The organism is Collinsella bouchesdurhonensis (assembly GCF_900155365.1).
Taxonomy (GTDB): Bacteria; Actinomycetota; Coriobacteriia; order Coriobacteriales; family Coriobacteriaceae; genus Collinsella; species Collinsella bouchesdurhonensis.
The window spans coordinates 317,812-344,108 of the sequence record NZ_LT699743.1 but is presented as its reverse complement, the minus strand read 5'-3'; the positions used below and the strand labels follow the sequence as shown (position 1 = coordinate 344,108).

17 protein-coding genes are annotated in these 26,297 nt (G+C 56.4%); 13 read left to right on the top strand and 4 right to left on the bottom strand.

Translation table 11 applies throughout. The features are described 5' to 3' along the window. Positions 1-66: 66 nt before the first annotated feature. A complete protein-coding gene (locus BQ9843_RS07815; RefSeq protein ID WP_230205639.1) occupies positions 67-1,428 on the bottom strand; it encodes a D-alanyl-D-alanine carboxypeptidase family protein in 1,362 nt (453 codons plus the stop codon). Between the two features lie 437 nt (positions 1,429-1,865). On the opposite strand from BQ9843_RS07815, the gene pstB reads away from it, so the two are divergent. From pstB to BQ9843_RS07800, 3 genes are all read left to right on the top strand, one after another. Beyond that, positions 1,866-2,660 carry a phosphate ABC transporter ATP-binding protein PstB gene (pstB, locus tag BQ9843_RS07810; RefSeq protein ID WP_441061775.1) on the top strand — a complete coding sequence of 265 codons (795 nt, stop codon included), beginning with the start codon at positions 1,866-1,868 and terminating at the stop codon, positions 2,658-2,660. Between the two features lie 65 nt (positions 2,661-2,725). Continuing rightward, entirely contained in the window at positions 2,726-3,406 is a 681-nt protein-coding gene (locus BQ9843_RS07805) for a response regulator transcription factor (RefSeq protein ID WP_075844575.1), read from the top strand. Positions 3,407-3,412: 6 nt separating this feature from the next. After that, positions 3,413-4,846 (top strand): sensor histidine kinase, encoded by a 1,434-nt coding sequence (locus tag BQ9843_RS07800; RefSeq protein ID WP_075844574.1) that lies wholly within the window; start codon positions 3,413-3,415, stop codon positions 4,844-4,846. Positions 4,847-4,888: 42 nt separating this feature from the next. Here BQ9843_RS07800 and BQ9843_RS07795 read toward each other — a convergent pair whose 3' ends face one another. Next, positions 4,889-5,956, bottom strand: coding sequence for a hypothetical protein (locus BQ9843_RS07795; RefSeq protein ID WP_075844573.1), 1,068 nt, complete (start codon positions 5,954-5,956; stop codon positions 4,889-4,891). Positions 5,957-6,310: 354 nt separating this feature from the next. Here BQ9843_RS07795 and htpG point away from each other — a divergent pair, with 354 nt between their 5' ends. The 5 genes from htpG (at position 6,311) to BQ9843_RS07770 (ending at position 15,874) form a co-directional block, all read left to right on the top strand. Continuing rightward, entirely contained in the window at positions 6,311-8,326 is a 2,016-nt protein-coding gene (htpG, locus tag BQ9843_RS07790; protein ID WP_075844571.1) for a molecular chaperone HtpG, read from the top strand. Positions 8,327-8,662: 336 nt separating this feature from the next. Next, positions 8,663-11,434 carry a YhgE/Pip domain-containing protein gene (locus tag BQ9843_RS07785; protein WP_075844569.1) on the top strand — a complete coding sequence of 924 codons (2,772 nt, stop codon included), beginning with the start codon at positions 8,663-8,665 and terminating at the stop codon, positions 11,432-11,434. Continuing rightward, positions 11,431-13,611 (top strand): YhgE/Pip domain-containing protein, encoded by a 2,181-nt coding sequence (locus tag BQ9843_RS07780; RefSeq protein WP_075844568.1) that lies wholly within the window; start codon positions 11,431-11,433, stop codon positions 13,609-13,611. The genes BQ9843_RS07785 and BQ9843_RS07780 overlap by 4 nt, the downstream gene beginning before the upstream one ends. A gap of 133 nt (positions 13,612-13,744) precedes the next feature. Beyond that, positions 13,745-14,314: a zinc ribbon domain-containing protein gene (locus tag BQ9843_RS07775; RefSeq protein ID WP_075844566.1), complete on the top strand. Its 570-nt coding sequence runs from the start codon at positions 13,745-13,747 to the stop codon at positions 14,312-14,314. Between the two features lie 216 nt (positions 14,315-14,530). Beyond that, complete coding sequence (locus BQ9843_RS07770) at positions 14,531-15,874, top strand: amidohydrolase family protein (protein WP_075844565.1); 1,344 nt, start codon at positions 14,531-14,533, stop codon at positions 15,872-15,874. 19 nt (positions 15,875-15,893) lie between these two features. On the opposite strand, the gene vsr is transcribed toward BQ9843_RS07770, so the two are convergent. Next, positions 15,894-16,847, bottom strand: a complete 954-nt coding sequence (gene vsr / locus BQ9843_RS07765) for a DNA mismatch endonuclease Vsr (RefSeq protein WP_075844564.1) — start codon at positions 16,845-16,847, stop codon at positions 15,894-15,896. Between the two features lie 222 nt (positions 16,848-17,069). Here vsr and BQ9843_RS07760 point away from each other — a divergent pair, with 222 nt between their 5' ends. After that, complete coding sequence (locus BQ9843_RS07760) at positions 17,070-17,882, top strand: ABC transporter ATP-binding protein (RefSeq protein WP_075844563.1); 813 nt, start codon at positions 17,070-17,072, stop codon at positions 17,880-17,882. Continuing rightward, positions 17,872-20,055, top strand: a complete 2,184-nt coding sequence (locus tag BQ9843_RS07755) for an FtsX-like permease family protein (RefSeq protein ID WP_075844561.1) — start codon at positions 17,872-17,874, stop codon at positions 20,053-20,055. The genes BQ9843_RS07760 and BQ9843_RS07755 overlap by 11 nt, the downstream gene beginning before the upstream one ends. An 83-nt stretch (positions 20,056-20,138) precedes the next feature. On the opposite strand, the gene BQ9843_RS08935 is transcribed toward BQ9843_RS07755, so the two are convergent. Further along, positions 20,139-21,107, bottom strand: coding sequence for a helix-turn-helix transcriptional regulator (locus tag BQ9843_RS08935; protein WP_075844559.1), 969 nt, complete (start codon positions 21,105-21,107; stop codon positions 20,139-20,141). A gap of 297 nt (positions 21,108-21,404) precedes the next feature. Between BQ9843_RS08935 and BQ9843_RS07745 the strand changes: the two genes are divergently transcribed. From BQ9843_RS07745 to BQ9843_RS07735, 3 genes are all read left to right on the top strand, one after another. After that, a complete protein-coding gene (locus BQ9843_RS07745; RefSeq protein WP_075844557.1) occupies positions 21,405-22,790 on the top strand; it encodes an APC family permease in 1,386 nt (461 codons plus the stop codon). Between the two features lie 770 nt (positions 22,791-23,560). Next, positions 23,561-24,634 carry a putrescine carbamoyltransferase gene (gene ptcA / locus BQ9843_RS07740; protein WP_075844555.1) on the top strand — a complete coding sequence of 358 codons (1,074 nt, stop codon included), beginning with the start codon at positions 23,561-23,563 and terminating at the stop codon, positions 24,632-24,634. A 116-nt stretch (positions 24,635-24,750) separates the two neighbouring features. Next, complete coding sequence (locus tag BQ9843_RS07735; RefSeq protein WP_075844554.1) at positions 24,751-26,190, top strand: APC family permease; 1,440 nt, start codon at positions 24,751-24,753, stop codon at positions 26,188-26,190. Positions 26,191-26,297: the final 107 nt, after the last annotated feature.

Genomic DNA, 26,297 nt, shown 5'->3' with positions numbered 1-26,297 from the left:
AACGAGCCTGTGCAAGACCGCGGGTCTGCACGGGCTCGTTTTTGCGTATCGATATGCCGGGACGTATTACTTCGTGCCGTCGATCTCTAGGGGCGAGGGCGCTGTGGCGACGAGGCTGGATTCTGCTTGTTGCGGCTGACCCGTCACCAGGCGAAAGAGGCGGTCAAGCTGGACCAGACACCACTCTAAAGGATTTGGTGCCGCCTGATCTTGGGCGCAGACGAGCTTGACGGTGGCGACGGTATGGCCGTCCTGCACAAGGGTGAGGGTGCCTGCATCGTCACCACGCTTGATATCGCCCGAGAGCGTCTTGAGGTCGAGTTTTTGCTTGACCTCTCCGGCGAGGCTGAATATCTGTGCCGTTTGCGTGGGGTCCTCGGCGGTGACGTCGACGGTTTTATCGGTCCAGTCGGAGTCGGTGGCGCGCGCTACGAGCAGCTGGCCATCCGCTGCAGTCATGTTCGAGGTGACGGCGGGGTAGTCGACGATGTGGTCGTAGTACCAGTTTGCTAGGGTGAGGGTGTCGGCAAAGCGTACTTCGTCGCCATCGCATCCAAGCACAACGGTGTAGATTTCGCCGCCATTTTCGCGCGAGAACGCGCCCACAAAGCACTGCAGGGCCTCGTAGGTGCCGCCCGTTTTTCCGCCGATATTGCCGTTCGTGCCCAAAATCTTGTTGCGCTCGACCATCGTGATCTCGCGCTTGGTGCCATCGGAGCCGGTAACGTGCGCGACATTATCGGTGGAAGAGGTAAGTGCACGGAAGTCGTCATTGCGCATGGCGTAGGAGAACATGGTTGCGACATCGCGCGCAGAGGAGTGCATGTCGCCCTCCCAGCCGTCGAAATCAAGGCCATGGGGGTTGGTGAACTTGCTGTCCATGCCCAGTTCCTGGGCCTTTTTGTTCATGGCATCGATAAAGACACCATAGGGGTCGTCGGAAGAAGGGTCGATAATCGCGCCGACAGAGCGCGCAATCGCCATGCCGGCGTCATTGCCCGAGGGGATGAGAAGTGCCCTCAGTGCCGTCTCGAGTGTCATGGTGTCGCCCTCTTTGAGGTCCGCTGAAGACTGGCCTACGGTTGCCGCGGCGTGGTCGACGGTGATGGTGGTGTCGAGCGGGGCGTTGTCGAGCGCCACGATGGCGGTCATGACCTTGGTGATCGAGGCGATCTTTACCTGCTCGTCGGCCGCACGCTCGTAATAGACGGTGCCGTCTTTGCCCACCACGATGGCGTGAAGTGCCGAGATGTCGGGACGGTCTGCTGCGGCGTCCTGGCGTTCGGATTCGGCAGTGCCACAGACGATATCGGTGTCGGGTTGGTCGGCCAGTGCAACGGCGGGCATGGCCGTGATGAACAGGGCACAAAGGAGTGCTGCCATAAAGGCGGAAAGACGAAGGTTCAGGGCGTTATGGCGGGTGCTCACAATCGCTCGCTTTCATTCAGTGTCGGAGGGTGAGGCCAGCGCAGTCGCGCAACGGCTCCCAGTAGAGCTGCAATTGACGTGGGCGGGGCGGGCCTATATATCATCCTGTGCTCAAACATACTCGAGAGGGTTCACCCGTTCGAGGCGAACGGGTGAACCCTCTCTGCGTAACTGCGCCAGGACGATATATAGGCCCGCCCCGCCCGGCCCAAACCTGCTTCGAGGCAAAACCTCTCGCAATCTGCGTCTTTACGATTTCCTGACATATCGCTTATTCCGTCATGAAAGCGTATGCGTACTATCGGCAAGGTAGCGTTGAAATGATTGAGGAGGTATCGCGCGTGAGTGAACCTGCTGTTGATATAGCGCCTGTTGAGGTTGGTCTCGATCCTGCAGATGCCATGGCCCTGGCGGCCAAGGAGGCGCATGAGCGCGAAATGATGGGGGAGATGCCGCAGGCTGCAGTGCAGCTGTCTCATCATGAGGTGCGCATATCGGTGTCGCATCTTGACCTTTTCTATGGCGATCACCAGGCCCTCAAAAACGTGAATATCGACATTCGCGAACGCGAGATCACCTCGTTTATCGGTCCTTCTGGCTGCGGAAAGTCGACGCTGCTCCGTTGTCTCAATCGCATGAATGACTACGTAAAGGATTGTCGCGTAGAAGGCAAGATTACCCTCGATGGCCGCGATATCTATCGCGATTACAACGTCACGCGCCTGCGCCAGCGGGTGGGCATGGTGTTTCAGCGTCCCAATCCTTTTCCAATGAGCATTTACGACAACGTGGCATACGGTCCGCGCGGACTTGGTATCAAGAGCCACTCTGAGCTCGATGACATTGTCGAGGAGTCGCTGCGTTCCGCCGCGCTCTGGGATGAGGTCAAGGACAAGCTCAAGGCATCGGGGCTGGGCCTGTCCGGTGGCCAGCAGCAGCGTTTGTGCATCGCGCGCGCCCTTGCGGTCAAGCCCGAGGTCCTGCTTATGGACGAGCCCACGAGCGCCCTTGACCCCGTCTCGACGGTACAGATCGAGCAACTCGCATGTGAGCTGCGCGAACAGTACTCGCTCGTGGTGGTCACACATAACATGCAGCAGGCTTCGCGCATTTCGGACTCGGTGGCGTTTTTTCTGCTGGGCGAGCTGGTCGAACATGCGCCTACGGCGGAGCTATTCCGTGCACCCAAGGACTCGCGTACGGCAGATTACCTGACGGGTCGCTTTGGCTGATATGGCCCGGTGGCGTATGTTGCCGGTGTATGATGGCACGCAGATGCAAACAGGAGGAGTACCTCATGATTTACTACGTGGAAGACGATGACAACATTCGAGGGCTTACCCTGTATGCACTCAAACAGCAAGGCATCGAGGCGGAGGGGTTCTCGTGCGACAGCGAGTTCAAAGCGGCGGTCGCGCGTCACGTACCCGACGCCGTGCTCTTGGACATCATGCTTCCCGACACCGATGGCCTCGAGATCATGCGTCGCCTCCGCGCCGATTCCGAAACCGCAACGGTGCCCATCATGATGCTTACAGCAAAAGATACCGAGCTTGATAAGGTTGTTGCCCTTGACGGCGGCGCCGACGATTACCTCACCAAGCCCTTCTCGCTCATGGAACTCACCAGTCGCTGTCGCGCGCTCCTTCGCCGCGGAGGTATGACCAAAAAAGTGAGCGACACGTTGTCCTCCCAAGGCATCACGCTGTCTCCCAGTCGCCGCGAGGTTGCGGTTGACGGCAACGAGATCAAACTCACGCTGCGTGAGTTCGACCTTCTTGAGTACCTTATGCGCAAGCCCGGCATCGTCTTTTCACGCGAGGCCCTGCTGCAAAGCGTTTGGGGCTGGGACTTTGACGGCGGCTCACGCACAGTTGACGTACACGTGCAGACGCTCCGTCAAAAGCTGGGCGATCACGCCTCTTGCATCGAAACGGTGCGCGGTGTGGGTTATCGCTTTGCTGGACACGAGGCGTAGTCGAATATGGCGGCGGCAATAGTTGCGGCGGCGCATCGGTCGCTTTCGAAGCGTGTGTTTGGAACTATCTTCACCATCGCCATGGTGATCATCGTGGCGCTTACAGGCGTAGGTACGGCCCTCATTCAAAACCGGCTGGCGACGCTTACACATGAGGAGATTTCCAACCAGCTCGATGTCGTGGCAGCGGCGCTCGATGGGTCGGAAGACGAGATTGCGATGCTGTCCCATCTTGAGTTTGACAACGCGCGCGTCACATTGGTGGGTCTCGATGGATCTGTGCTCTACGACAGCCAAGAATCCCCCGCAATGATGCCCAATCATAAAGATCGGCCCGAGATTTCCCAGGCCTTTAAAGAAGGCAGGGGCTCTTCCGAGCGTTCGAGTTCAACACTTGGTGAGGTCATGCTCTATGAGGCGAAACGATTGGATGACGGGCGCGTGGTTCGCCTCTCGCAGGCCCAGTCGGGCTTTTTGACCGTGTTGCTTTCGGTAATCGGTCCCATTCTCGCTATGGCTCTTGTCTGCATTGTCGGCTTGCTTTTTGTGGCCCGCCGCGAGGCCCGCGCGATCATCGCGCCTCTGCGCGATGTGGATCTTGACCACCCACGTCGGAATGCCGACGCCGCGTATGCCGAGATGGCCCCCATGCTTGAGCGTATCGAGTCGCAGCGCCAGGAGCTTAAACGACAGATGCGCGTTTTGGCCGATAACGACCGTATGCGCCGCGAGTTTACGGCAAATGTAACCCACGAGCTCAAAACGCCGCTTACAACCATTTCGGGCTACGCCGAATTGATTGAGAACGGTTTGGTGGCGAGCGAGGACGACCAGCGTGATTTTGGCCGTCGTATCCATAACGAGGCCATGCGTCTTGCGGCGCTCGTCAATGATATCTTGACCCTTTCGAGTCTCGATGAGGCCGAGTATGGCGACGCGGAGGTTTCGAAGAGCGTTTTGGGCGCCTCCGAGCCGGTTGACCTATCACGTGTCGTGGATGCGGTCTGTCAGCGCTTGGACCCGGTTGCAGATGCGAGCGGCATTGCCTTGGTGCAAGATACGGGCCCGGTAATCGTTTTTGGCTTGCCGCGTCTGCTTGACGAGATGATTTACAACCTGACGAATAACGCCATTCGCTACAACCGCGAGAACGGTTCGGTCAACCTGTACTGTGGCGCCGATGATGAGGGGCGTCCGTATGTGCGCGTGCGGGACTCCGGCATCGGTATTGCTCCCGAGGAGTGCGGCAAGATTTTCGAGCGTTTTTATCGCGTGGACAAAAGCCGCTCTAAGGCACGTGGCGGCACAGGTTTAGGACTCGCCATCGTCAAACATGCTGCGGTTTTTCACCATGCGCAGATCGACGTGCAAAGCGAACTTGGGCAGGGCACAACCATCACGGTGCTCTTCCCCGTACAGGACCCTTCGCTTTGGAGCTAAGGCTTCGCTTTGTCCAGTGCGCACTTCATGTAGGGACGGCCGCTATCGAGCTCTTGTGCCGAGCGTGTTCCAATCGATAAAGAGCTTGTGACGCAGGGCTTTTTCTGCTGTCTGCTCCTTTGGCGTCTTTGGCTTGACGGGTACGCCAAGCTTGAGTGCGATAAGCTCCTTTACCGCTTGATAGCTGCGCTCGTTTGAGAACTGCTTATAAGATAGTTGGATGACCTGGATCCCCATGCGTTCTAACGCTGCCGCCCTATCGGCATCGGAGATTCCAGCGGCTTCGCTATCGTGGATACTGCGGCCCTGGCACTCGATATCAAGGGCGGGATGCGATCCGCTTGCCTCTATATAGATGTCGGCAAAGCAATGGCCGTGTCCGTAGAGCGTTCGGGCTTGCTTGTTAAGGCGGATGCGGTGATTGTTCTGGATGGGAAGACCTTCGCCCCCAAGCCTTCGCGAGAGGCCCAGCAAAATGGATGCCTGTACCTCAAAGGGGGAAGCGCAGGTCCCTGTTACGCGATCGATGGCCCAGGCGAGATTTTTGGACCCGCGCAGACCCTTTGTCTGGTCGAGGAATGAACGAAGCGATTCGGGACCGGTCATCGGGTCTCGTTTCCAGAGCGATGTCTGGGCATCCTTCGTATCGACGACCCGTTTCCATCCGGCGTTTTCGGGGATAAAGCCCTGATCGACAGCCTCCTTGAGCAAGCTTTCGGCTTGTACTGTCGGTTGAAAAACGGAGAACGAGCCGCAAAGTTCATAGGTTGCCATCAAAAGCTCAATGCGGTCGATGCTGGGTGCCATAGTAAGAAGCGTAAGCTCGGGCCCGGCGAGCAAAAAGCCGTGATCGGTTTCTTGGATGCAGCCAAACGGAAGTTCGCTGCCAACGAGATGCGATTGATAGGTGGTGCCGGAATTAACAGCGGACCTTGCGCGAACAAGACGATGAATGGGGGTACCGAGCAGATCAGAAGCCGTGCTGCACGATGCGAGCTTGCGATGATTCGAGTCTTGATATGTGCCCGGTAACGGGGGGTAGAGCGCTCGGAGTTGTGGGGGAACCCGGTGAAAGCGAAAAGCGCTCTGTGCGCAGACGGTTTGAGGCATTAAAACCGCTCCATTCAAGCCGCGTCGAGAGAAACTTCCTGATTTCAGTAGCAGTATGGGTATTCGCTGAGTAGAGGTGTCTTTTTCAAAGAAAAAGACCAGATAATGAAACGCTATTTATAGAGTCTACTAGGCAAAATCAAATACTGGTACTGAAATCAGGAAGTTTCTCCGGCGACCGGTTGTTTTGAAGAAGCTTATCGCCTCTCCATCCTTGCTTTATGCAAAAAATAGACTGGCAACGTATATATGCGCGATGTTGGGATATAAAATCTAAGTCTCAACGTATGAGGTCTGATGCGGCCCGCCTGTCGGGCTGTTTTTCGGGCGCCGTCAAAGCGAAAGGATGCGTATATGCGCAAGTTCAAGACAGAGAGCAAAAAGCTGCTCGATCTGATGATCAACTCCATCTATACCAATAAAGAGATCTTCCTGCGCGAGCTTATCTCCAATGCTTCCGACGCTGTGGACAAGCTCAACTTCAAGAGCCTTACGGATAATGACGTGGATATCGACAGTGCCGATCTTGCCATCCGCGTCTCCTTTGATAAGGACAATCGTACGCTCACCATTTCGGATAACGGCATTGGCATGACTGCCGAGGAGCTGGAGAAGAACCTGGGTACCATCGCCCATTCCGGCAGCCAGGAGTTCAAGACCGAGAATGCCGAGAGCCAGGGCAACGATGTGGACATCATCGGCCAGTTTGGCGTGGGCTTTTACTCTGCCTTCATGGTAGCGAGCCGTGTGCGCGTTGTGAGCCGCGCTTTTGGTTCCGACGAAGCCAACGTGTGGGAGAGTGACGGCCTTGAGGGCTACACCATCGAGCCCGCCGAGCGCGCCACCCACGGTACCGATGTTATTCTGACGATCCGCGAGGACGAGGGCGGCGAAGACGGCGAGGGCTTTGACACCTACCTGTCCGAGTGGGGCCTCAAGAACTTGATCAAGCAGTACAGCAACTATGTGCGCTACCCCATCCAGATGATGGTTACCAAGCATCGCGAGAAGCCCAAGCCCGAGGACGCTGGCGACGACTATACGCCCGAGTGGGAGGATTATGAGGAGCTCGAGACCGTCAACTCCATGACTCCCATCTGGAAGAAGCACGCCTCCGACGTGGAGCAAAAGGATTACAACGAGTTCTACAAGAGCACGTTCCATGATTTCGAGGACCCGGCGCGCACCATTTCTTTCCATGCGGAAGGTACGCTCGAGTACGATGCTCTGCTGTTTATCCCTGGTCGTGCACCGTTTGACCTGTATAGCAAGGATTACGAGAAAGGCCTCTCTCTTTATAGCTCCAACGTGCTGATCATGGAGAAGTGCGCCGATCTGCTGCCCGACTACTTCAACTTCGTGCGTGGCGTGGTCGACTCTGCCGACGTTTCGCTCAACATCAGCCGCGAGACTCTGCAGCAAAATCGCCAGCTGCGAGCCATTGCCAAGCGCGTGGAGAAGAAGATCTCTTCCGATCTGGAGGATATGCGCGATAACGATCGCGAGGCGTACGAGAAGTTCTTTGAGAACTTTGGTCGTGGCCTTAAGTACGGTATCTATTCGAGCTATGGCATGAAGGCAGACGAGCTCGCCGACCTGCTTTTGTTCTACAGCGCCAAAGAGCAGAAGATGGTCACGCTGGCTGAGTATGCCAAGGCGATGCCTGCCGATCAAAAGGCTATCTACTATGCTGCTGGCGATTCGCGCGAGCGTCTGTCTAAGATGCCTGTTGTGACGGGCGTGCTTGCCCGCGGGTACGACGTCTTGCTGCTCACGGCCGATGTCGACGAGTTTACCTTCCAGGCCATGCGTTCTTACCATGCCCATGATCTGCCCAAGGTCTACGAGGACGATGCCGCCCGTGAGGCTGCTGAGAAAGCGGTGGCCGACGGCGCCGAGCCCGAGACCGAGGACCGTACTTTCGAACTCAAAAACGTTGCAACGGGCGATCTTGACCTTGCGACCGAGGACGAGAAGAAGGATGCCGAGGAGGCTACCAAGGAGAACGAGTCGCTTTTCACGGCGATGAAGGAGGCCTTGGGCGATAAGGTCGAGAAGGTGGCTGTTTCTGCGCGCCTGACCGATGCTCCCGCTTGCATTACTACCGAGGGTCCGCTTTCGCTGGAGATGGAGCGCGTGCTGCGCCGCGATCCGTCCGCGGAGGCCGAAGGCATGCCCAAGAGCCAGCGAGTGCTTGAGCTCAATGCAAAGCATCCCGTCTTTAAGAAGCTCGTTTCTGCAAACGAGGCAGGCGATGCCGAGAAGATCAAGCTGTACGCCGGCCTTCTGTATGACCAGGCGTTGCTGGTCGAGGGCATTCTTCCCGAGGACCCCGTGGCGTTTGCCGCAAGCGTCTGCGAGCTCATGTAGATTAGCGTAGATTAACGCCTGCGAATCCCTTCGGGCCGGTCCCCTTCAGTCAGTCGAACGTGGTTGCACGAACGTTCGCCCGACTGAAGGGGACCGGCCCTTCTCTTATGGCGTTGGGAATCTACTGCGGGAATATCTGCTTGTGGGAAGGGACGGAGGGCCCGCTTCCCAAATATCGAAACGATTTGGAGAGATTTTCTACAAGTGTACATTTATATACACTTGTAGTATATTTCGTTGCGTTAAAATTAAGGCCTGGACTGCGCAGATGTACAGATGTACGCGTAGAATAGACCTAAATGTAGCTCACTCGAACTCGTGATTGGACGGCTCTGCGTGAAAAAAGCCCTCGCAATCTTCAAGCGCGACATCAAACGACTGCTCTGCAATCCCGTTGCGCTTGTCATCACCATCGGCGTATGCATCATTCCGTCGCTTTATGCGTGGTACAACATCGTTGCCAATTGGGATCCGTACGGAAACACCCAGAACATCAAAATCGCTGTCGCCAATAACGATAAAGGCACTACCAACGATTTGGTGGGCGAGCTTAATGCTGGTGACGAGGTTATCGACAAACTCAAGGACAACGACCAGCTGGGCTGGACCATTGTGGACTCCGAAAAGGAGGCCAAAGAAGGCGTCGAGGCAGGGAAGTACTACGCCGCGCTCGTCATCCCGCCCGACTTTAGCGAGGGCATGCTGAGCATGCTCTCGGGCGACTTCCACCAGCCCAAACTGACCTACTACGTCAACGAGAAGAAGAGCGCCGTTGCCGTCAAGGTGACCGATACGGGTGCTAATACGGTGGAAGAGCAAGTTAACGAGACCTTTGTCTCCACCGTGAGCCAGACGGTGGTGGAGATTGCGCAGAAGGCGGGTGTCGACTTGGAGGCGGGCGCGCAGACCGCCCAGGACAACCTTGTCCTGACCATTCAAAACGCAAGCGGCTCGGTGCAGAAGGTGCGTGATGCGCTCGATGGCATGGCCGGCACGATTGATACCACCAAAGATGCCATCGCTTCGGCGGATGCCGCGCTCGGCGGCTTGAGTGGGCAGATGCCTTCCCTCAACGATGCCCTCGACCAGGGAAATCAACTTCTTACGTCGACTCGCACTTCTGCTGCCAAGCTTCACACCTCGCTTTCAAGCGCTCTTGCGCAGGGCGGCACGGGCTTGGCGCAGGCTTCGTCAAAGGCAAATGCCGCCGTGGGCAAGCTCTCCGGTACGGTGATTGCGGCCCAGACCAAGGTCGACCTTGCCCTCTCGGATGTTCAGGGTCTCGTGGATAAGAACAATGCCGCCATCGAGGCACTGCGCAGTACGCTGCCCGACGATGCCGAGTTCAATAGCTCTATCGCGCGGATTATCTCTTCGCTGCAGCAGCAAAACGACAACCTGGCCGGCGTTGTGAGCGGCCTTCAGGCGCAAAGCGACGCCATCAAGACGGATGCTGGCAATCTTGCCAACGCCTCTGATTCCATCAATACGAGTGTGCAAGATGGCGTGACGGCGCTGGGAAAGATGCAAGAAGACCTCAATACCAGCGTGATTCCGCAGCTCAATTCGGGCCTCGATTCATTCTCTGATTGCTCGGGAGACCTTAAGGGCGTCCTAGCTTCGCTTACTCCCACCATTTCTCAGGCGCGCTCGTCGCTCACCCAGCTTTCTTCCCTGCTCGACCAGGCGAAGGCTACGCTCGCCGACACGAGCGATCAGCTGGCGACGATTCAGCAAAAGCTCGATGTGGCTGCAAACGACGTCGCGGCACTTCACAGTTCCGAGGTAGCGGGCCAGCTTGCCGACCTGCTTGACGTCAATGTCGACGACATCGCCGACTTCATGACCTCGCCGGTGAAGATCAAGAGCAAGGTGGTGTACCCCGTGGCGAGCTTTGGCTCGGGCATCGCGCCGTTCTACACCAATCTCGCCCTGTGGGTGGGCGGCTACGTGCTTATCGCCATCTTCAAACTCGAGGTCGACCGCGAGGGCATTGGCGCCTACACGGCAAAAGAGGGCTATTTTGGCCGCTGGCTGCTGATGATGCTCTTGGGAATCATGCAGGCGATTATCGTCTGCGTGGGCGACCTGATCATTGGTGTTCAGTGCCTGCATCCGGTGCTGTTTGTCTTTGCGGGCATGTGCATCTCGTTTGTCTACGTGAATATCATTTACGCGCTGAGCGTGGCCTTCAAGCACATCGGCAAGGCTATCGGCGTCATATTGGTTATCGTGCAGATTCCGGGATCTTCGGGCATGTATCCCATCGAAATGATGCCGCCCTTCTTTAACTGGCTGCACCCGCTGCTGCCTTTCACCTACGGTATTAACGCCATGCGCGAGTGCGTGGGCGGCATGTATGGCATGAACTACATCATCAACCTGGGCGTGTTGCTTATCTTTGTGGCAATCGCTTTGGGGATCGGCGTGTGGCTGCGCCCCTTGCTGCTCAATCTCAACCTGCTGTTCGATCGCCAGCTCGCCGCAACCGGTGTGATGATTTGCGAGAAGGATGACTTGCCGCGCCAGCGCTACTCGCTGCGCACGGCCATGCGTGCCATTCTCGATACCGCTGGGTTCCGCCAGGCGCTGATCGAGCGCGCAACGCGCTTTGCCCGTACGTACGGTAGTCGTGTGAAGGCGGGCTTCTTCGCCATCTTTGGCGTACAGCTTCTGCTCTTTATTCTGACGTCCACGCTCGATTTGGATAACAACGGGCGCATCTGGATGCTCGTGTTGTGGATCGTCAGCGTTATTGTCATCGCCGCCTATCTCATTAATCTCGAGTACGTGCGCGAGAGCCTTAATACGCAGATGCGCGTCTCCGCTCTGTCTGACGAGAGTCTGCGCAACGAGATTCGCGAGCACACCTCGGCCATGCCTGGAGTGGCAAAGATGTTTGGCGTAGCACCGCAGCCCACGGCAAAGTCTGCCAAAAAACCTGCTGGCGTCGTTGACGATGCCGATGAGGACACCGTTGCTAACTCCGCACCTCTCGGCGCCCATGCGGAGCTGGGCGCGGTGCAAGATCTGGATGTAACCGCTCCCTTGCCGGGGGCGCACCTCAAGCAAGACGATTCAAACACGAAGGGCGGTGATGCCGAATGAAAAATATCCTGAAGCTTTTCCGTCGTGACTGCGAAAATGTGCTCCATAGCGTTATCGGCATGGTCGTGGTCGTGGGTCTTGTTGTGGTTCCTGCTCTCTATGCTTGGTTCAACATTGCGGGCAGCTGGGATCCGTATGGCAATACCGGCAATCTCAAGGTAGCTGTTGCCAATGCCGACAAGGGCTACAAGAGCGATTTGATCCCCGTCGAGGTGAACATTGGCGACTCGGTGGTCAACTCTCTGCGCGCCAACGATAGCTTTGACTGGACCTTTGTGGATAAGGACGAAGCGGTCGATGGCGTCAAGTCGGGTAAGTACTATGCCGCCGTGGTGATTCCATCCGACTTCAGCGCCAACATGATGACGCTGTTCTCTACCGAGGTGAAGCATTCGGATATCGAGTATTACGAGAACCAAAAGGTCAACGCGATCGCGCAGATCGTGACCGAAAAGGGCTCCAGCGCTGTCCAAAGCCAGATCAACAAGACGTTTACCGAAACGGTTGGCAATATCGGTTTGGCAACCGCCTCGAGCTTACTTGAGTTTATGGATAGCGACCAGGTGGCGAACTTCGTGGCGCATCTGTCCTCCTCGCTGGGCGATGGGGCCAATGAACTAACGCGTGCCGGCCAATCGGTATCCTCCCTTTCGGACGTCCTTGCGTCTTCCTCGGGTCTGCTTGCCAATGCCGGCTCTTCGTTATCGCAAAATTCGAGCACGTCTGACGCGGCAAGCCAGCTTCTCACGGATGCTCAAAACGGACTTGATGATATCAAGTCCGCGCTTTCGGGGGCCACATCTTCCATCAATCAGGCGCTGCGGAATAGTGCCGGCAGTTTTGATGCGGTATCGAGCGCGGTGGATCAGGCGTTTACTGATGCAGGCAACCATGTGGACCTTACCGTGGGCCAGCTCAACGATATCGCCGATAACTTGAGCTCACATGCCGAGGAGATTCGCGGTATCCAGCAGGAGATCTTGGATTTAAAGACCAAGTTCCCGCAGGTTTCCGCCCAACTTGACCAGGTTGCTGCGAGCGTGGGCAAGCTTGCCGATTCGTACGATACGCTGTCGAGCGGCATTTCGGATGCGGCTTCTAAACTGTCTTCCGGTGCGGCAGACGTCGCTGCGACCAAAAAAGAGGTGACCGATCTGATCGCGCAGGTCAAGTCGGGTATCGGCGGCGTGAAAGACGACTATGAGGGCAACCTGAAAGATCAGGCTTCTCAGCTCCAGTCCACCATCTCGGGCATTGCGACCTCAAGCGCCGATATCTCGAAGAATTTGGATGACACGGTGGCGTCGCTTTCTGCTGCTGCCACTTCGCTGAGCGGCAACCTCAACGACCTCAATGGTGTGTTGAGCGACACCGCAACAGCACTCACCAATGCGGGCAAGGACCTTTCCACCATCAAGGAAAAGCTCGATACCGCGGTTGCCAATAACGACCTTGAGTCCATTCGCTCGATTATCGGCGAAGATCCCGAGGGACTCGCCGATTCCCTTGCAGCGCCGGTGGGAATCGACCGCAAGGCCATCTATCCCATCAAGAACTATGGCAGCTCCATGGCACCGTTCTACACGATTCTCTCTCTGTGGGTGGGAAGCATCGTTCTTGCCGCCATGATGAAGGTCTCGGTGGACGATAAACTGCTCAACGAGCTAAAGCCGTTCCGCCTGCACGAGATTTATCTGGGCCGCTACATGCTCTTTGGCATGCTCGCACTGTGTCAGGCAACGCTCGTGTGCCTGGGCGACATTTTGTTCTTCCGCATTCAGTGCATCCATCCGTTCCAGTTCATCTTGGCAGCATGGATCGCGAGCTTGGTGTTTTCCAATATCATCTACACCTTTACCGTTTCGTTTGGTGATATCGGCAAAGCGCTCGCGGTGGTATTGCTGGTCATGCAGGTGGGCGGTTCGGGCGGCACGTTCCCCATCGAGATGACGGCGCCGTTCTTCCAGGCGGTCTATCCGTTCTTGCCCTTCACGCATGGTATTGCGGCCATGCACGCGGCCATCGCGGGTTCATATGGGGCTGAAGTCTGGATCGAGATGGGTATCCTTGCCCTGTACCTGCTGCCGTCCTTGGCGCTTGGTCTGCTGTTCCGACGTCCGGTGATCCGTGCGAACAACTGGATTATCGAGAAGCTCGAAGAGACGAAGCTAATGTAGCGCTTGCGCTGCCTGTGCTTAGGTCCGGCGTTTCTGTAGATGTGCGAGGCAAAGCTCATGCGGCGCGGTATACAATAGCGGCAACTCGATGGTGGCTATGCCTTTGGCCCATATAAGATTGGCAGGTGTCATAATGACCGAAGAAGAGCTGAACGTACAGGTACAGGCTGCGCAAGATGAGATTGCGCGTTTGCGCGAAACGTTTGGTCCCGCCTATGCCAAGCTGGGCGAGGCACTGTACCCGGCCGCGCGTGAAACCGAGCTCGCTACCCGTTTTGCCAATGAGTTTGCCGAGGTAGACGCCATTAACGCGGCGATTGATGAACAGAACGCGGCAATTGAGACCGCCCGTGCCGAGTATGAGACCGAGCAGGCTCGTATTGCCGAGGAAGAGGCTGCCCGAGCCGCCGAAGAGGCCGCGCGCGCCGAGGCCGAGGCCGCTGCTGCTGCGAAAGCCGCTGCTGTGGAAGAGCCGTTGGAGTCTGCCGACGAACCCGAACCCGAGCCCGAGCCTGCTCCCGCAAAGGTTCGCACCTGCCCCAAGTGCGGTACGACTCTTCAGCCCACTGACAAGTTCTGCGCTGGTTGCGGAAGCAAGGTGGCAGATCTCTTTGCCTCTGCAGCCCCGCATTGTCCTAACTGCGGCAAGGAAGTCGACGAATCTATGAACTTCTGCATCTACTGCGGAACGTCGCTCAAGTAGTTCCTTGCAGCGGGTTTCCCTGCTGTAAACAAGGTTGGAGACGTTGGTTTTGCGTGCCCGTCATTCCGTTTGGGATGGCGGGCTTTTTTCTTGCGTGGGACTGAGCGGTAAACGCCGCTGGTGGATTGATGGGCCTTATGGAGCTGCTGCACGGCTGATTCCCGTATACTTAAACGTTAAGCAACACATGTATCCAAATGATGCAGGGGAGTTACCATGGCAGCGAAGCAGCAGCGCGTGTTTGCATTCATTAATGCGACGATTCTCGATGGCACGTGCGACATGGAGCCGCAGCGTGGTATGTCCGTGCTTGTCGACAAGGGTCGCATCGTACGCATTGAGCCTGCGGCGACAGCCCAGCTGCCTGCCGAGGCCAAGGTGATCGACTTGCATGATTCTTATCTGTTGCCAGGCCTTATCAATATGCATGTGCATTTTTGCGGCTCGGGCAAGCCCGTGTCGGCGGGAAACGCCGGCGACCTCATGCGCCGCCTGGATAATGCCCCTGGCCGCATGATTGTGCGCCATATTCTTAAAGGCTCGGCCCAGCAGCAGCTTGCAAGCGGTGTGACGTGTGTGCGCGGTGCGGGCGACCCTCTGTATGCCGATATCGCTGTGCGTGATGCTATCAACGCCGGACGTTATCTTGGCCCGCGCATCGTGGCACCGGGTACGGGAATCACTGTGCCCAATGGTCATGGTGCAGGCCTTTTTGCCCAGGTGGCCACAACGCCGCAAGAGGCGAGCGACTACGTATGCGATTTGTCCGCGCGCGGTGCCGACACTATCAAGCTCTTCGTGACAGGAGGCGTCTTTGACGCCGAGGTTCCGGGAGAGCCGGGCGTTTTGCGCATGTCGCTCGAGGTGGCGCGAGCTGCGTGCAAAACGGCCCATGACCTTGGGCTCCCCGTTATGGCGCATGTCGAGAGCACTGAGGGCGTAAAGGTTGCCTTGCAAGCGGGTGTGGATACTATCGAGCACGGCGCACCCATGACCGACGAAGTGCGCGAACTTTTCCACGGTGCGGCGGGAACGCAGCTTCTCGGACGTCCCGCGTCGCTCACTTGTACCATCTCTCCGGCCCTGCCGTTTGCGCTGCTCGATCCTGAGAAAACGGCATCGACAGAGGTTCAGAAGCTCAACGGCGATATTGTGTGCGAGGGAATCATCAAATGCGCACGCGAGGCACTTGATGCGGGTATTCCCGTGGGCCTGGGGACCGATTCGAGCTGCCCGTATGTCACCCAGTACGACATGTGGCGCGAGGTTGCCTATTTTGCCAAGTACGTGGGTGTATCCACGACGTTTGCCTTGCATACCGCCACGCAGGTCAATGCTGAGCTTTTGGGCCTGGGTGCAGAGACCGGAACTATCGAGGTGGGTAAGGCGGCCGATATCATCGTTTGCCGCAACAACCCGCTGGAAGATCTTTCGCGCTTAAGCCACCTTGAACATGTGATGTGCCGTGGCGTGCTGGCAGACGGCCTCAAGGTTAAGCACATGCCCAAACTCGACGAAGATCTGGATTGGATCATGGCCCAGCCGGTCACAGTTCGCTAGTGCGGGAGCTTGCCTTTAGCTACCGTGCCGAGCGAACGGTGTCGATAACGCGTTCCATTGTCTGGTCGATGCGATCGCGCTTGAGTTCGCATTCCCAGATAACGATGCTCGTCCAGCCGGCTTTAGCGAGTTCTGCTTGTGCCTTGGCATCGCGTGCGACGTTGCGTGCGAACTTCGCTTCCCAAAACTCGACGTTTCGCTTAGGTACGCTGGGGCTGCAGTGTGGGCAGCGGTGCCAAAAACAGCCGTTGACAAAGATGGCGACCTTGCGGCCGGGAAAGGCGATGTCCGGCCTGCCGGGGGCTTTTTTCCACTGCAGGCGATAGCCCGTGAGGCCCGCTTGGCGCAGACGCTGGCGCACGAGCATCTCGGGTTTGGTATTGGCGCGCTTGTTGCCCTGCATGGACTTTTTGATGGCGGCGCGTCGACGCACGAGTTCGGTCTCGCTTGCAGAAAGTCCTTGTGTATCTAAGGTGTCTACCAGGCTTTTCTTCGTGCGCTTTTTGGCGGATGATGGCCGCTTGGGGGCAGGGGACTCCAGGTCCGCATCGGGAATTTTGCGGGCGATATCGGTTGCCTTTGCGGCGGCGATGAGTGCGCGAACGAGTTCGACATCGGCGGGCATCCACGTGAGGTCTGCGAGCGAGCGCTGCGGCACCCAGCGGATAGCCTTTTGCTGATCGGCGGCAGAAACCTTTCCGCGCGCGATATCGCAAAAGAAGCACTCCATGGATAGATGAAACGCCTCATAATCGTATTCAACCGTGTAGAAGGCGCGTAGGTTGTGCACCTCGACGCAGAGCTCTTCTTGTAGCTCGCGGATACAGGCGTCGTAGGCGGTTTCTCCACGCTGCACCTTACCGCCGGGAAACTCCCAAAGCCCTTGCATGTCTCCGTAACCGCGCTGGACGGCAAGTACCGAGTTGTCCTGGGGATTGCGAATGATGCCGGCGGCTACATGCACGGTTTTCACAGGTGGCGGTCTCCTTTGCGGTATGTTGATCGAGTTTGATGCGGTTATTTTCTACCCGAAGGGGCGTGCATGCAAGTGGGCGCGCCGTGCTGTCTTACAAAAGTGCAAGGGCCTTGTAAGCCAAATCGATGGCGCCCCGCTCCTTAAGAAACGACTATAGATAGCGAGCATATGCCCTGTTTCTTGGCGTACGATGAAAGCTGATTCTAAGGAGTGGATACGATGTCCCCAGTGTTTTCGGCACAGGCGAACAGCGTGCGCGTTGGCGCACCGCCCGTTTTGGAAGTAAACCATATCGAGAAGGTATACGGTTCTCGTGGCGCTGTGACACGGGCACTCAACGATGTTTCGTTTATCGTGGAAACCGGCGAGTTCGTGGGCATCATGGGTGCCTCGGGATCCGGCAAGTCGACACTGCTCAACTGCGTTTCTACCATCGATGCCGTGACGAGCGGCGGTATCTTCGTGGACGGCCAAGACGTTACGAAAATTAAGAACGCAAAGCTTGCAAAGTTCCGCCGCGAACAGCTGGGCTTTATTTTCCAGGATTCAAATCTGCTCGATACCCTTACAGCGCGCGAGAACATTGCGCTGCCGCTAACCATCGGGCGTCTTTCTGCTGACGAGACGCTCATGCGCGTGCAGGAGATGGCTGCACGCCTCAATATCTCCGATGTACTGGATAAATACCCCTTCCAGCTTTCCGGTGGCCAACAGCAGCGTGTGGCTGCTGCGCGCGCTTTGGTGACAAACCCCAAGCTGGTTATGGCCGATGAACCCACGGGCGCCCTCGATTCCAAGAACGCTCGCATGCTGTTGGAGAACTTCGAGAACCTCAATCGTACCTATAATGCAACGGTGCTCATGGTGACGCACGACGGCTATGCAGCGAGCTATACCAATCGCGTGCTGTTCATTCGCGATGGTCGCATCTTTACCGAGTTGCGTCGTGGCGATGATTCGCGTCAGGCGTTTTTCAACCGCATCATGGATGTAGTTGCCATTATGGGCGGCGAGGTGTCCGATGCTTTGTAAACTCGCCTGGGGAAACGTTCGACGCGCCAGTCGCGACTACCTCATTTATCTGCTTACGCTCGCTTTGGGCGTGACGGTCTTTTATGCCTTCAATACGATTTCACTGCAGGTTGATATTGCGGGCATCAAGACTGCCGGCATGCGCGAGATCATGTCCGAGCTGCTCTCCAGGCTCACCATCTTCCTTGCGGCCGTTATGGGCTTTTTGATGGTCTATGCCAATAACTTCATCATGAAGCGCCGTAAGCGCGAGTTTGGTTTGTACCAGGTATTGGGAATGACGCGCGGACAGGTGGCGCGCATAATGGCCTATGAGACGCTTATCGTTTCGGGGGCGGCACTTGTACTTGGCATCATCTGCGGCATCGCCCTTTCGCAGCTCATGGTGTTTTTTACCGCATCGCTCTTTAAAACCCAGATTTCGAATTTCCATTTCTTTATCTCGCCGAGCGCTCTGTTTATAACGATAGGCTGCCTTGTCGCGATCTTTGTGGTGACGCTGCTGCTCAACCTGCGTGTTGTGGTACGCGTCAAGCTTGTGGACCTCATGGGCGCCGAGCGCAGACACGAGAGCATCAAAACCAGAAACCCCCTGTTGTCGGGCATCATTTGCTTGGTTGGCCTTGCGCTGATCATTTGGGCATATTGCCGCCTTTTGCACGACGGCCTGCCGCTTACTGCTCCGGTAGGCCAGCTTGATTTTGCCATGAGGCGTTTTGGAATCACTACGCTCATGGTGACCGTGGGCACGGTTGCCTTTTTCTTTGGACTTTCGGGACTGCTTCTCAAGCTTTTGCAGACCATGCGCAAAGTGTACTGGCGCGGCCTCAATATGTTTACCGTGCGTCAGCTGGCAGCAAAGATCAATACCATCTCGATGTCCATGGCAATCATCGCGATGATCCTATTTTTTGCAATTACGTCGGTTACCTGCGGCATGTCTATTGCAAGCGCTATGAACGCGAGCCTTCTTCGCTGCACGCCGGCCGATTTTTCCTGCAACGTCATGTACAACAACTCCGAGTTCGTCGAATCGAGCGAAGATGGCGAGATAACGAAGGGCGTTATGCCGAGTGAGCCATACGATATGCAGGCGGCGCTGGAGGAGCGGGGCGTCGATTTCGCAAAGATTGCCAAGGGCGTCCAACAGGTCGATATCTATTCTTCGGTTCCTGCGGGTGAAGAAGACCCTTCGATCCTACTCGACGATTTAATTCGTCGTTCAAAAACAACGTTGCCGGCGGGCATGGACGAAGCTACCGTCATGTATCAGGGTATTCCCGTCGTTAAGCTTAGCGACTACAACAAGTATTTGGCGTTTCGTGGTTTTGACCAACTTCATCTGGCGGACAATCAGTATCTCATCACCTGCGATATGGGCGATACGCTTGATGACATGTTCAATAGCATTCTTTCTGCTGGCACGACGATCACGCTGGGCGGCAAGACACTTGTTCCAGGGGCGGACAAAATCGATCCGCAGGCGGGGGCTTTTTGCAATTCGGCATTGGGTCTAAATTCCGGCACCGTGGTTTTGCCCGATGCGGTTGTGGATCAGATGGGATTTGCCCTGCAGTACAGCTCGCTGTTGGTCAATTACAAGGATGGGGCCGATGCCCAGAAGATCGATGCCGAGTTTGCAGATTTGTCCTCCTTGAATGATGCTGGAATCGGTATCGGTACGAATGTTTACCAGAACGATGGCTCCAATATTGGCTTTTGGGGCAACTCGCTCAATCGCAACGAGATGATCGAGCAAACCGATGGCATGAACGGCATGATTAGCTATCTTTGCATATACATCGGTTTTGTGCTGGTAATTGCTTGTGCGGCTATCATTTCCATCCAGCAGCTCTCAAGCGTGGCCGATTCTTCCAAGAGCGTCCGCGTGCTTTCTGAGGTGGGATGCGATAGGCTGGCTATCGACCATTCGATTCTTTTGCAGCAGGCGGTGCTCTTTTTCTTCCCGCTGGGTGTCGGTCTGGCACATTCGCTGGTCGCGCTGCGGGTGATCATTAGCGTGGTATTGCTTTTTGGCGGGTTTGATATCGGTGGTACCGTGGGTCTTATCTGTACGGTCTTTCTTTTTGCCTATGGTGGCTACTTTGCGCTTACCTATGGCATAAGCAAGTGTATCGTGCGGGGGGCCGTGCGCGTGCGTCACACCGAATAGGGCATTGCCGCTGCCGTTTGGTAGCAAAAACATGCAGGTCGGATAAAGGATGCTCGCTGTCATGTGCCCGGCGAGCATCTTCTCTAATTATTCCAGAAGGCCTTAGTGAGGCTCGCGCGGTCAGCGCAACCGGTTTTGACCATGATGTTGTGCACGTGGGTCTTAACCGTTCCCAGGGCGAGGAAGAGTTCCTCTGCGATTTCCTGGTTGTTCTTGCCCAGTACAACGAGCTTGAGGACTTCCGATTCGCGTTTGGAAAGTTTGTACTTGGAGGTAAAGAACTCCATCTGCTCATCGACATGGCGCTCGAGGTCGGTCACATCGTTTTTGTCGGGTGCCTCGCGCAGGCGAATTGAGAGCACGCTAAAGGCATAACGGATGATGAGCACGGCGAGGTAACAGGCAAGGATGTTCTCGGAGATATTGCGCTCTGAGAGATAGAGCATGATGTCTTGGTAGTTGGTTCCCATGGGTGCCCACAGGATGTTATAGGCGTCTTCCAGAAGTACGCAGACAAGCAAGATGGCAACGATGACAAGATGCTTCTTGTAGCGGCCAAGGCGCATGCGTTGATTTTCATCTTTGGTGGTCGCGTAGTGATACACGATGTAGACCAGGACAAAGAACAGGAACACCTGGCGCGTGGTGTAGTACGCAAACTGCATAAAACGCCCTGCCGGCATGAGGGTAAGGATGAGGGCCTCGGCAGCAAGGAAGACGGTCGGAGGGATAACAAGGAGCTTTTGAGAATGCTTGTCGAGGGCGCGCAAAACTGTGGCCCAGATAAACGCTTGGGAGAGTGTGGCGATGAGCGTGCGCAGGATAGGCATGCTCACGGCGTAGTACTCATAGACGGTAAAGGTGAGGTTTTGCGAGATATGCTCGTTGAAGAAAATCTCGATGATTTCCACCGTGTAGCAAATGAAGGCGGCCGAAGCGTAGATAAAGAGCTTGCGTCCAGAAGATGCCCAGGCAGCAATTGACAGGACAGCCGTGACAATAAAAACGATCAGTATACCCAGGGTATAGAAGAAGAAAATTGAGCTTGCCATGAGCGCTCCTTCCTAATCCCTCGGCCCGTGGGGAGCATCAACAAAAGGTCCCTGCATTACTTGGCGAACGGTGTATCAAAAATATCCTAAACCATGCACTGGTAATTTGAGCTGCTTATTTAAACCAGTTTATTCAGGTTATAACTCTTCAAACGGACTTTAATCCGGAATAAACTAACGCCTCGCGGCTTTTGGGACGATGATATAAGCGCGAGGACTTTGCTTGGTCTTGAGCCTCGCGGCCGCTGCCTGCCCGTCGGCAAGCGGTCCCGCTCTCCTCATGAAGGGACCAGGCGTATGCTTGGAAAGAAGTTTTCTCTTATAGACGTGGTGCTGTCCGTTATCTGCGTGGTATTTACCATCGAGGCCGCAGCTCCTGCTTCCGCCATGGGTAACGTCCAGTTCTTCTGGTGGGGGTTTTTGATCATTACGTTCCTGCTGCCTTATGGCTTAGTGGTGGCAGAATTGGGCACCGCGTATGACTCATGCGGCGGCCTGTACGATTGGGTCCGCGAAGGTTTGGGCGACAAATGGGGTGCTCGCTGCTCCTGGTGCTATTGGGTTAATTTCCCCTTGTGGATCGCAAGTCTTGCCTGTATGGCGCCGAGCATCATTCATTCTCTGTGGGGCATCGAGCTGGCGCTGGGGGTCAAGATTGCACTCGAGCTTATCTTTGTTTGGGGCGTAACGCTGCTGGCTTTCTCGCCCGTTTCCGATTCTGAATGGATCATGAACGGCGGGGCAATTATTAAAGTCTTTGTCGTGCTGGTGGTGGGTGCCTGCGGCGTCTGGTTTGCTTGTACGCAGGGCTTTGCCAACGATATGAGCCCCCAGACCTTCATTCCCGATTTTTCGGATACAAAATCGTTGACGTACCTCTCGATCATCCTCTTCAACTTTATGGGATTCGAGGTCGTGGCAACCTTTGCCGGTGCCATGAAGGACCCCTCGCACGACATTCCTCGTGCCATTATCGTGGGCGGGGTAGCCATCGCTGCTATTTATATACTGTGCGGCATTGGTATCGGCGCTGCGGTGCCCACCGAGAAGCTCTCGCTTGACTCAGGGATAGTGGATGCCGTGGCGGCTATGCTGGGAACGGCGCATCCTCTAACCACCGCGGTTGGAATTGCCTTTATGGTGACGCTGTTTGCAAATATGACCTGCTGGTCGTTTGGCGTAAACCAGGTGGCATGCTATGCCGCAGGACACGGCAATATGCCTAAGATCTTCTCACTTTGCTCGAAGCGTACGGGTATGCCAAATGGTGCTGCCATCATGAATGGCGTTATCGCGAGTGGCGTATTGCTTCTTCAAGTGTTTTTAGGTGAGGATTCCGACGTGTTTTGGGTCTTGTTTTCCACCAATGTCGTGTTTTTGCTCTTGAGCTATATTCCGATGTTTCCTGCTTTTTGGTGCCTGCGTACATACGACAGCAAGACCAAGCGCGTTTTTCGCGCTCCGTTTGAGGGTAAGGTGCTGTCTGTGGCGCTGATTTTGCCGGTGATTGAGCTCGTGCTTGCTATTGTGGCCACCATTGTGCCTTTGGGCATGGGCGCAGAAGAGCTTGCGAAGCTTCCCATGCTTTTGAGCGTCATCGTTCTCGCAGCGGTGGGGGAGGGCGTCCGTATTTACTCGAAACGGGGCCGTATGAGCGATTTTCCCGGTGTGGCAAAGCGCTAACGTGTTTGCGGCCTGCGTGCTCGGCCCAACTCTTGCTAAAAACAATGAAATAGAGCGCAAAAAGCGCGGTCCGAAGGCTTTCGGGTCGCGCTTGCGTTTGTCTACAAGGGTGTATCTCGACGTATCAGAAGATAATTACAGCGATGCAGAGGCGATGTGACCAAGGTAGGTACGATCTGCCAGATGCCTGCGAGGAGCCGTGCTATCAAAAGCGCATGCGGAGCAAAGATCCGCAAAATAGGTCTGAATCGCAAGAACAAAGGAACTGATCGCTGCCACTGCCACTCCAAGTCATTCGTCTATAGCCCATGTACCTGGGCATGTTGTCAAATCTACCAAACAGGAGTGTACCGGGGGCGCTTGTTCCCGTTAAAGGAGAGTCGCGATGCGCACAATAAATGCAACTCGAGAACACAAAATTTAAACAATTTGAACGGCAGGGATGAGAAAGGTTTAGTCCGGAAGCAGACGGCCTGGAGACAGAAAAAGGGGTTTGAAAAAATGCTTTAACCGGGTAAAGTAAGCGAATTTGAGATAAAACGCCTGCGGACGGTGAACGGTCGTTCAAGATGTAATGAAAAATAGGTATACTGCATCTACCTGCGGGTTTGTGCGGGTTTAGGGAAGGTCTATTTCTTTAGGCGGCCTTTAATCTCGAATAAACTAACGCTTTTCCGCCAATGTGGGAATCATGGAATTAGTGACAAAGCGGATGCGAAATAGATCGTGTCCACAAGGAAAGTCGGTGCTGCCGACGGAAAGGAATCGCAATGGCGCTGCCCAAGGATTTTCTCGACACTAATGACTTCACCAAAGAGCAGATTCTCGCTATCGAGGATCTTGGCCTGGCAATGAAGAAGGCCATCAAGGTTGACGGTTTCTATCCTCACCTGCTCCGTAACAAGAGCCTTGGCATGATCTTCCAGCAGGTCTCCACTCGTACCCGTCTTTCCTTCGAGACCGCCATGTGCGACCTCGGTGGCCACGCTCAGTTCTATGGTCCTGGCACCATCCAGCTCGGTGGCCACGAGTCCCTGGGCGATACTGCTCGCGTCATGGGCGACCTCCTCGACATCATGATGGCTCGCGTTGACCGTCACAAGGACGTCGTCGGCCTCGCCGCTGGCTCCGCTGTGCCCGTCATCAACGGCATGTCTGAGTTCAACCACCCCACTCAGGAGATGGGCGACCTCATGACCATGCTTGAGAACCTCCCCGAGGGCAAGAAGATCGAGGACTGCACCCTCGCCTTCATCGGCGACGCTACCCAGGTTTGCCTCTCCCTCATGTTCATCTGCTCCAAGATCGGCATGAACTTCGTGCAGTTTGGCCCCAAGGGTCACCAGATCTGCGACGGCGCCCTGCATGTTGGTACCCCCGAGGAGCGTGCTGAGTTTGGCAAGAAGCTCATGGCTATCGGCGAGGAGAACTGCAAGGTCTCCGGCGGCTCCATCGTCATCTCTGACGAGATCGACTGCATCAAGGGTGCTGACTTCGTCTACACCGACGTGTGGTATGGCCTGTACGACGAGGAGGTCGAGGGCGAGAACTACATGGACGTCTTCTATCCCAAATATCAGGTCACCATGGACATGATGAACTTCGCCGGCCCGAACTCCAAGTTCATGCACTGCCTGCCCGCTACCCGCAACGAGGAAGTTGTCGACGAGGTCATGGACGATCCCGAGCGCTCCCTGTGCTGGGTCGAGGCCGAGAACCGCAAGCACTCCATCCGCGCCATCCTGGCTGCCCTCGGCAATCGCACCCCGCTCAACGACGAGAACGTCGAGTACTCCGCCAAGGCCGAGCTCCATGCCGCTCTCGACGCTCTCGAGCAGCTCTAAGCCATCGCCTTTCTTCCTGATGGGCGGCAGATGCCCGTCTCCTGCCGCCCATCGTCCGCGCCGCTGCGCATGCGCGCTGGCGCCCTGTCTGAAAACGACCGAGCAAAGGACTAATTATGAGTGACGGAAAGAAAAAGCTTTCCTTCCTGACGGTCATCTCGACCATCATCTGCGTCGTCTTCGTGTGCGAGGCCGCCGCTCCCGCCGCCGCCATCGGCAACCAGCAGTTCTTCTGGTGGATCTTCCTGATCCTCACGTTCCTGCTCCCCTACGGCATGGTCGTCGCCGAGCTGGGGACCACCTATGACGGCGACGGCGGCATCTACGACTGGGTCCGCGATGGCCTGGGCGACAAATGGGGCGCCCGCATCTCCTACTACTACTGGGTCAACTACCCCCTGTGGATCGCCTCCCTGGCGACCATGTTCCCCGACATCCTGGGCATGGTCTTCGGCGTCGAGTTCAACATCGTCGCCAAGATGGGCATCGAGCTCGCCTTCGTGTGGATCGTCTACCTCATGGGCCGCTCCAAGGCCGCCGACTCCGAGTGGGTCCTCAACGGCGGCGCCCTGATCAAGGTCGCCGTGGCAGTTATCGTCGGCGCCCTGGGCATCTGGTTCGCCATGGAGAACGGTTTCGCGAACGATATGTCCGCTGCCACCTTCCTCCCCGAGCTCACCAACACCAACGCTTTGGGCTACCTGTCCATCATCATCTTCAACTTCATGGGCTTTGAGGTTATCTGCACCATGACCGATGATATGGCCGATCCTTCCAAGGACATCCCCAAGGCAATCATCGTCGGTGGCGTGTCCATCGCTGTTATCTACCTGTTCGCCGGCTTTGGCATCGGCGCAGCTGTGCCCGCCGATTCCATCGACCCCGACTACGGCATGATCGTCGCGGTCCAGACTATGGTGGGCAACTCCATGCTCTTCAAGGTCATCTGCATCGCCTTCCTGATCACCCTGTTCGCCAACATGGCCGCCTGGTCCTTCGGCGTCAACTCCGTCGCCCGCTATGCTGCTGAGCACGGCAACATGCCCAAGGTCTTCGCTTCCATGATCTCCGAGGACGACATGCCCAACGGCGCCAACCTGGTCAACGCCGTCGTCGCCTCCCTGGTCCTCTGCCTGCAGCTGGTGCCCATCGACGCCATTTCCAACGGCGTCTTCTGGATGCTCTTCGGTACCTCCGTCGTCTTCCTGCTGCTCACCTACATCCCGATGTTCCCGGCGTTCCTCAACCTTCGCAAGAACGACCCCGACCGCGAGCGCATCTTCAAGTTCCCGTTCAAGGGCGCGATGATGAAGGCCATGCTCGCCATCCCCTGCATCGAGCTCATCCTGGCCATCGTCGCGACCATCGTTCCGCTTTCTGCCGACGAGATTGCCGACAAGGTCCCGATGATCGTCATCTTCATCGTGCTCGTGCTCATCGGCGAGGTCGTCCGCGTCGTCTCCGCTAAGGGCCGCAAGGAAGAGTACAAGGGCCTGACCCCTGAGCTCGCAGCCCAGCGCCTGGCCGAGGAAGCCGAGGCTGGCGACGAGGAGTAAGGCATCTGCCCCTTCTCGGTGCCTGCCGCCTTATTTTCGATGAGATGGGCCGCGCACCCCTGTCTCCTTGCGCAGCCCGGACCCACCGCCCGCGAGTGCGGATATCG